This is a genomic window from Chryseobacterium rhizosphaerae (assembly GCF_003385455.1).
Taxonomy (GTDB): Bacteria; Bacteroidota; Bacteroidia; order Flavobacteriales; family Weeksellaceae; genus Chryseobacterium; species Chryseobacterium rhizosphaerae.
The window spans coordinates 20,454-28,440 of the sequence record NZ_QNUF01000046.1 but is presented as its reverse complement, the minus strand read 5'-3'; the positions used below and the strand labels follow the sequence as shown (position 1 = coordinate 28,440).

Below are 7,987 nucleotides of genomic sequence, written 5' to 3'. Positions count from 1 at the left end.
AAAACCTATAAAAACAAAAACCAAAGCAAAAACAAATTTGCTCTGGTTTAATTATTTATTTTTGTCCTTTAATCTGTATCGGATTTTCAGGACTAGTCAATAAAATTGTAATCAGATTGATTATAATACTCTTAGTCCTGCTCTTGCACCTGATGTCGCCACTACGGACTGCATTCTTGTTTTTTGCCCAGATGAGAACATAAACATAGAAGCATCATTTACATAATCCATGTAATTCATGAACATAACAGATCTTTTCACACTATTACAAGTATTGTATAACGGGTACGTTGGTGCACCCCCATTAGATGTTGTTTGTGTAGGAGTATCATCCACTAGGTCATTTCCACACATTGCATCTCCCCAGATATGTCTGAGATTTAAATAATGTCCTACCTCATGAGTAGCCGTTCTGCCCAGGTTGTAAGGAGAAGAAGCGCCTGTTTTTCCAAAGAATGGGGCGGCAATTACCACTCCATCAAGCCATAGTCCAGCAGATTCTGGAAATTTAGCATAACCAAGAATGCTTTTTCCCTGAGAAGTCATTTTACTTACCACCCAAATATTGAGATAATTAGTTGGGTTTGTAGCGTCTATGCCGCCAGATGAGGCTTGTTTCATGGCGTCATCTGTTTTCCAGCTTGCCTTGGTTGTGGATTTTCTTATAGTATTGACTAATCTGAATTTAATTTTTGTATCCCCTGCGTTTACAGGCTGAAATTCTGTAGGTACTTTAGAGGCATCAGTGTTTGTTCCTGAGTAGTCTGCGTTTAATACATCTATCTGTTCTGTAATCCTTGCGTCGGAGACATTTCCAGCTGCATTACTATAGACTACATTTACCACAACAGGAATTTCTACAGTTCCGTCTGCCAATACTCTTCCGAGTTTTTTGTCATTTACAAACCTTGCTGTATTTGCTTCCAGATCAGCATACCTTTGTCTGAGTTCAGGACTGTTTTTTAAAGCTTCCTGTCTTAATTCTTCTGATGGGCAGCTTCTTTCCATAGCTGCTGTTGAAGCTGCTGCAGGGTCTGCTGCTTCTTCATTTTGATTCGAAATGTTGTCGCTGTTACAAGCTGACATGAAGCTTAGCACAATAGCTCCAAATAATAGTTTTTTCATATCGTTTTTTTGTTTGAGGATGTGAAATTATATTATTTGAAATTGATATGCAAGTTATTTTGTAATTTACTTAACAAATTACCATTTAATCATACTTTTGATTGGTTATTTTATATCTAATTTGATTTTTTGTTGAATTTTAATTAAATTTTAAAATGTAAGTTTTCTATTTCATGAAAATAGAAGCTTTAAATGTAAATAATTACAATAATTATTTATTTTATAGAATATTTTTAATTTATATTAGCCTCCAAAACCATTTTTGATCGCAAAAACGGCAAGTCCTACACGGGTTTTCAAATCCAGTTTTTCACATAGCTGATCACGGTAGCTTTCTACTGTCCTTGGGCTGCAGCACATTCTGTCTGCAATTTCCTTGTAACTGAGCTCGGTAACCGTGTATTTCAGGAATTCCTTCTCCCTTTCGCTAATTTTTATAGTGATTTCTGAGCTCATATCTTTATTAAGCGTAGAGAATATAATTTTTGAAGCCCAATCCGGATAGAAGAAGCCGTCGGAATTTAACCTTATAAGTGCTGTTTCAAGATCTTTTGGATGTGTGTTTTTTAGCAGATAGCCTTTTGCGCCACTTTTAATCATTTTAATGACACTATTGTCATCACCCTGCATACTGAGGGCCATTATTTTGATATCAGGATGGTTTTTCGTAAGCCAGCTAGCGGTTTCAAAACCATTCATAATGGGCATACTGATATCTAACAGTATGATATCGGGGATTTTGTTGCCTTCTTCAAATTTCTGAATCAGGTCTTTTCCGTTTTCACAGACATAGATGACCTCAAACTCATTAAAATTACCAATAATACCTTCCAGTGCTTTGGCAATAAGTATATGGTCATCAACAATTACAATTGTTTTTTTCATGATTGCTTTTTTAAAATGATATGAAGATACGTTCCTGTGTTTTTCTGGCTTTCAAAATGAAAGTCGGCACCGATGATTTTTGCCCTGTTTTTCATGTTGGTGAGGCCAATCCCATTAGATGCTGTCTGGCTGGTGTCAAATCCAATCCCATCATCATGAATGGAAAGTTCCCAAAGGATATCTTCGGAAGTATTTAATGTAATAAAAATATTTTTACAGTCCGAATGTTTTATACTGTTCTGAATAAATTCCTGAGTGATTCTGAGCAGTACATTTTTGTGAACAAAACCTAAATCAAGCTGATCAAAGTTGTAGTTAAAACTTACCGTACATTTTTTAAAAGAATTAGTAATGTCTACCTCTTCCTGGATTAATGTTTTTATTTCTTTTTGGTTGATATTATCATCCGTTAATGTTTTGGAAAGGCTGCGGAGATCCTGTAAAGACTGGTTGATAATCTGGGAAACCTGCTCAATCCTTTCACTGGCTTCCGGAACTTTATTCTCATAAAGCATTTGCTGGGTATAGAGACTTACCAATGTCAGTTTTTGACCGATATTGTCATGAAGTTCTCTTCCGATCTGCTGCATAGTGGCCTGTTGGATTTCCAGCTGGGTAGCCAGAAGCTCCTTTTGATGGATCTCATTTTTTATTTCAATTTCATTCAGATATTCTTTTTTACGCTGCCTGTAATTTCTGATATAGATAGCCACTGCAACGATAAACATCACAAAAAATATATTAAATAAAATAATGACGATTAAGAGTTCTGTTTTCCCCATATAAATGAACTTGCAAATAAAAGATACATCACTACACCTGAGATCAGAAAATAACTGAAATAAATATTCCAGATTTCCATATAATTAATCAAAACAGAGAACAGGGCCATGAAAGGTAATGTTCCAATATAGGAAAGTGTTACCCCCAGGTTAATATAAAACATCCTGTTTTTACTGAAATTAAGAATGTCCTGTGAATTAATTTGCTTATAATATTCCATCACTACAAGAAGCATTAAAATAAGACAACCAAAGGTATAATTAAATGCAAATACTATTTTACTTCCCGAAAAATACAATTCGTTGGGGATAAATGAAAGCAGGTATAAAACGGATAATATAAAAAATAATTTGGGCTTTCCTAAAGATTTTGCGGCATATAACCAGTAAAAAAATATAAACTGGATAGGCATCAAAAAGTAATTATAATAGTAGGATTTGGAAAAGTAGGGGAACTTTCCCCATCTGCCATAGGCTTCTCCAAGAAAAATAAAAACCAAATAGAATATGAAGAAAATCCAATACTGGTTTTTTACACGATTATAATACAAAAGCGATACCACCGCAGCAAGTCCTTCGGCCCAAAGCATACTTTTGCTTACAAATTCTTGGAAATCGGTCATATTCTATAAAATCATCAATTAAGTATTAAAAATATTCAGCTATTGGATTGGATGGAGGAATAAGTTGTCCGTTATTTTCTCCAATAGGATCTTCCTCTTTACCCCCTCTTCTGGCAGTTAATGCTAAATTGATAGATTGATCCAAGGTATTGAAATCATAGTGGTGGATTTCTCCTTCTTCATCTGTTTTCTTTACCGTAGGAATCATGACCAGGGTATGTCTTCCGGCATACTCTTCAGATACGGGATGGGATTCCATTATATTCCAGTTTTCAAGCTTTGGATAAGCGGCATAATAAAATCTGATTCCTAAATCTTCCTCAGTTGCATCGGGAGTCTTTTTCATGGCTTCTTCTTCTATCATTGCAATGAACTTTTTTAATTTAGGAAGGTCAAACCAGATTGAATGGGCATCTTGTATCCCCAAAGTCTCGTTAATTGCACTCAAATGATTCTGGCGGTAATTCTCTATTAAAGTCTTAATTAAACCATTTGACATTCTGCCGGATTTTGGTCCATATTCATTAGTAGATTCTGCTTCCATAACTTAGTATTTATAAAAAATGTTAGTGTATCTGCAAATTTCGGAAAAAATATGGTAGAAAAAATACTAATAAATAGGGGATTATACTGTTATTTTTACCGGGTTTTTACGGGTTGCATATGAGTGATACTATGCGTAAATAAATATCGAAGTTCTCATAGGGGTACAAAAAAAACCGGAGGTAATCTCCGGCTTAGATTTATATACAAGGATATTTCGTTCGGTCCTTGCAAACCAGTCCTGCCGTGCAGCATAAACCGGTAGGGCAATTCCAGAATTCGTCACACATGATGATGGATGTAAGGACTCCACCGTCAATTTTCTTTAATTCATCTCTTTTTAATTTTTTCATGTTGATTTTGGTTTAGTTAGATTATTATGGTAAATGTAATGATAATTCACATTGTTTGGATAAAAATAAACAAAAAGATGGTTTTTTGATCTTTCCCTGTGATTTTACAAGAGGCCAGGTTTCTGTTTTCCCCGTATCAGCGAAACTGAAAACAGAATGTACATGATAATAAGAGAAATTTGAAAATAAGAATAATAAATATCCCAGATTTCTTTATACTGCCTTATCTGAGCATAAAAAGTCCAGAATGGCATGGTTCCGATGTAGAATAAAGTAACTCCCAGATTGATGTAAAACATTCTGTTTCTGCTAAAGTTGATAATCTCGGAAGAATTCACCTGATGATAATATTCCATAATCACAAGAATCATTAAAATAAGACATCCCAGCGTATAATTGATGGAAAATATTTCCTTCTTGGTATCAAGAAAAATTTCATTGGGGATAAATGACAGCAGGTAGAGCAGAGATAGGATATAAAAAAGTTTGGGCTTTCCAAAAGTCTTTGCAGCATAGAGCCAATAAAAAAATATAAACTCCAGGGGAATCACAAAATAATTATAAAATTTTGGACTGTCGTAGTCTATAAAACGTGGACTGTATTTTCCGAACACCTCACACAGGAAAATGATGATAAGATAGAGGCAAAAATACTTCCAATGCTGCTCTTTTTCACGATGATAATAGAATAGTGCGATGAGTGCCGTGGCTCCTTCTACCCAAAGGATGGTTTCATAAAGTATTTGGGGGATTGTCATGTATGATGTGAAAATATTTTACAGATTCTTAGATTGGGCTTAAATTAATCATTAGTATTTGGTTGTTGAAGATAATAAAATTAGATCAAAACCAGGATAAAAAAATAAGTGCTGCAGAGAATTCTACAGCACTTACTTACAAAAATAATGTATATGAAAAAAAACTACTTTATTGTTCGGTAGGTCTGAAAACAAGACCTGTTTCTTCAAAGAAATCTAATGTGATTCTATCTCCGTCATTTACATTTCCGGCAAGGATCTCTTTAGATAGTTTATTCAGTACATCCTGTTGGATAACTCTTTTTAGAGGTCTTGCTCCGAAAGCAGGATCGTAACCTTTCTCCATCAGATAATCAACCGCATCCTGAGTAAATGTCATGATGATGTTGCGTTTTGCCAGCATGTCATTGAATCCTCTCAGCTGATACTGAACGATTTTTCCGATCTCTTTTTTTCTTAGAGGCTGGAAGAGTACGATTTCATCAATTCTGTTCAGGAATTCTGGGCGTAAAGTTTGTTTCAGTAAATCAAATACCTCGTCTTTCGTTTTATCTACAATTTCGTCCTGGTTTTCCTCTGTAATATTTTCAAAATTCTCCTGGATCAGATGTGAACCCAAATTGGAGGTCATAATGATAATAGAGTTTTTAAAATTCACTACACGGCCTTTATTATCTGTAAGACGCCCATCGTCCAAAACTTGTAACAGGGTATTGAAAACATCAGGATGTGCTTTTTCTATCTCATCCAGAAGTACTACAGAATAAGGTCTTCTTCTTACCGCTTCTGTCAGCTGTCCTCCTTCATCATAACCTACATATCCCGGAGGCGCTCCCACTAATCTTGAAACACTGTGACGTTCCTGATATTCACTCATATCAATTCTGGTCATGTTGTTTTCATCGTCGAATAAGAATTCTGCTAATGCTTTTGCCAGCTCAGTCTTACCAACACCTGTGGTTCCTAAGAATAAGAATGATCCGATAGGTTTTTTGTCATCGCTCAATCCTGCTCTGTTTCTTCTGATGGCATCCGCTACAGCCTGGATCGCTTCATCCTGACCTACAACTCTATGGTGAAGTTCAGCTTCAAGATTCAATAATTTAGCTCTTTCCGATTGTAACAGCTTGGTGACAGGGATTCCTGTCCATTTTCCAATGACTTCAGAAATGTTTTCAGCGGTGACTTCTTCTTTGATCAGCTCATTCTGATGATTCTGCATTTCAAGTTCCAGTTTTTCCAGCTGCTCTTCTTTTTCACGGAGTTTTCCATATTGTATTTCCGCTACTTTTGCATAGTCTCCAGTTCTGGATGCTCTTTCCGCTTCTAATTTTAAAGATTCAATCTCTTTTTTAACCTGAGTTAAATCCTCACTTTTCTGCTTCTCTTTCAGCCATTTGGCATTGATTTCATTTCTCTGTTCAGAAATTTTAGCAATATCCTCTTTCAAATGATTGATTTTGGTCTCATTGCCTTCTCTTGAGATGGCTGCCAATTCAATTTCCATCTGCATTAATTTTCTGTCCAGTACATCCAGTTCTTCCGGTTTGGAATTGATCTCCATTCTCAATTTAGCAGAAGCCTCATCTATAAGGTCGATTGCTTTATCCGGTAAGAATCTGTCTGAAATATATCTTTGAGACATTTCCACAGCAGCAATAATCGCTTCATCTTTGATTCTTACCTTGTGATGCGCCTCATATTTATCTTTAATACCCCTAAGAATGGAAATTGCAGATTCTGTATCCGGTTCTTCTACCATTACCTTCTGGAAACGTCTTTCCAACGCTTTATCCTTCTCAAAATATTTCTGATATTCATTTAAGGTAGTGGCTCCGATAGCTCTCAATTCTCCTCTTGCCAAAGCCGGTTTCAGGATATTGGCAGCATCCATTGCGCCTTCGCCACCTCCGGCACCTACCAATGTGTGGATCTCATCGATGAAAAGGATGATCTGTCCGTCAGATTTGCTGACTTCATTTACTACAGATTTTAAACGCTCTTCAAATTCACCTTTATATTTGGCTCCGGCGATCAATGCTCCCATGTCCAGTGAAAATAATGTTTTATCCATTAGATTTTCAGGGACATCACCACTGATAATTCTGTGAGCGATCCCTTCAGCAATGGCTGTTTTACCAACTCCCGGTTCACCGATAAGGATCGGGTTATTTTTTGTTCTTCTGGAAAGGATCTGTAAAACCCTTCTGATTTCTTCATCACGTCCGATCACAGGGTCCAGTTTTCCTTCAGCTGCTAATTCATTAAAGTTTTTAGCATATTTATTTAAGGACTGGTATGTTTCTTCCGAGCTGGCAGAAGTAGCTTTGCTCCCTTTTCTTAATTCTTTAATACCTCCTTCCAGCAATTTTTTGGTAACACCCATATCCTTCAACATTTTGGATACTTCCGAGCTTGTCTCTAAAAGAGAGAGCCATAAATGTTCAATGGTTACATATTCATCGTCCATTTTTTTAGCGATGTTGGGTGCGTCAAGCAATACTTTATTTGCAGATTGAGAAAGGTAAATGTTTCCTCCCTGTACTTTGGGAAGTTTTTCTAAATTTTCACGGTTACGCTCTCTTACCAGATTAGCATCTGCTTCAGATTTTTTTAGTAAGAAAGGTGATATATTTTCATCTACCTGAAAGATCCCTTCAAGTATATGCTGAGGTTCGATACTTTGATTGCCTAATTCCAGAGCAACTTGTTGAGCTGCCTGAATGGCTTCCTGTGATTTTACAGTATATTGGTTTAAGTTCATATTCTTTATATATTTTTGGTTGATTCGTTTAAAGTTAAGTTTTAAAAAACATCAAGAAACCAAATTTTAAGGCTTGGCTTCTTAATGCCATCAATTATTTAATCATTTATTCGATGACTGTATCACAAAAATCGTTCAATTATTAAATTTACAA

At 35.8% G+C, this 7,987-nt stretch carries 8 protein-coding genes; all 8 read right to left on the bottom strand.

The window, feature by feature from the left end; translation table 11 throughout:
• Positions 1–120: 120 nt before the first annotated feature.
• The 8 genes from DRF57_RS22760 to clpB all read right to left on the bottom strand — a co-directional run bounded on the left by DRF57_RS22760 (position 121) and on the right by clpB (position 7,833).
• A complete protein-coding gene (locus tag DRF57_RS22760) occupies positions 121–1,125 on the bottom strand; it encodes a zinc metalloprotease (RefSeq protein ID WP_115921029.1) in 1,005 nt (334 codons plus the stop codon).
• A gap of 243 nt (positions 1,126–1,368) precedes the next feature.
• Positions 1,369–2,010, bottom strand: a complete 642-nt coding sequence (locus DRF57_RS22755) for a response regulator transcription factor (protein WP_115921027.1) — start codon at positions 2,008–2,010, stop codon at positions 1,369–1,371.
• Entirely contained in the window at positions 2,007–2,792 is a 786-nt protein-coding gene (locus DRF57_RS22750) for a sensor histidine kinase (protein ID WP_047496817.1), read from the bottom strand. Before DRF57_RS22750 ends, DRF57_RS22755 begins: the two co-directional genes overlap by 4 nt.
• On the bottom strand, positions 2,771–3,415 hold the full coding sequence (locus DRF57_RS22745; RefSeq protein ID WP_115921025.1) for a hypothetical protein: 645 nt from the start codon (positions 3,413–3,415) through the stop codon (positions 2,771–2,773). The genes DRF57_RS22750 and DRF57_RS22745 overlap by 22 nt, the downstream gene beginning before the upstream one ends.
• A 25-nt stretch (positions 3,416–3,440) precedes the next feature.
• On the bottom strand, positions 3,441–3,959 hold the full coding sequence (locus DRF57_RS22740) for a hypothetical protein (protein ID WP_115921023.1): 519 nt from the start codon (positions 3,957–3,959) through the stop codon (positions 3,441–3,443).
• Between the two features lie 199 nt (positions 3,960–4,158).
• Positions 4,159–4,311: a hypothetical protein gene (locus DRF57_RS23775; protein ID WP_156126151.1), complete on the bottom strand. Its 153-nt coding sequence runs from the start codon at positions 4,309–4,311 to the stop codon at positions 4,159–4,161.
• 104 nt (positions 4,312–4,415) lie between these two features.
• Complete coding sequence (locus tag DRF57_RS22735) at positions 4,416–5,069, bottom strand: hypothetical protein (protein WP_047496808.1); 654 nt, start codon at positions 5,067–5,069, stop codon at positions 4,416–4,418.
• A gap of 169 nt (positions 5,070–5,238) precedes the next feature.
• Entirely contained in the window at positions 5,239–7,833 is a 2,595-nt protein-coding gene (gene clpB, locus DRF57_RS22730; protein ID WP_084087792.1) for an ATP-dependent chaperone ClpB, read from the bottom strand.
• Between the last annotated feature and the right edge of the window lie 154 nt (positions 7,834–7,987).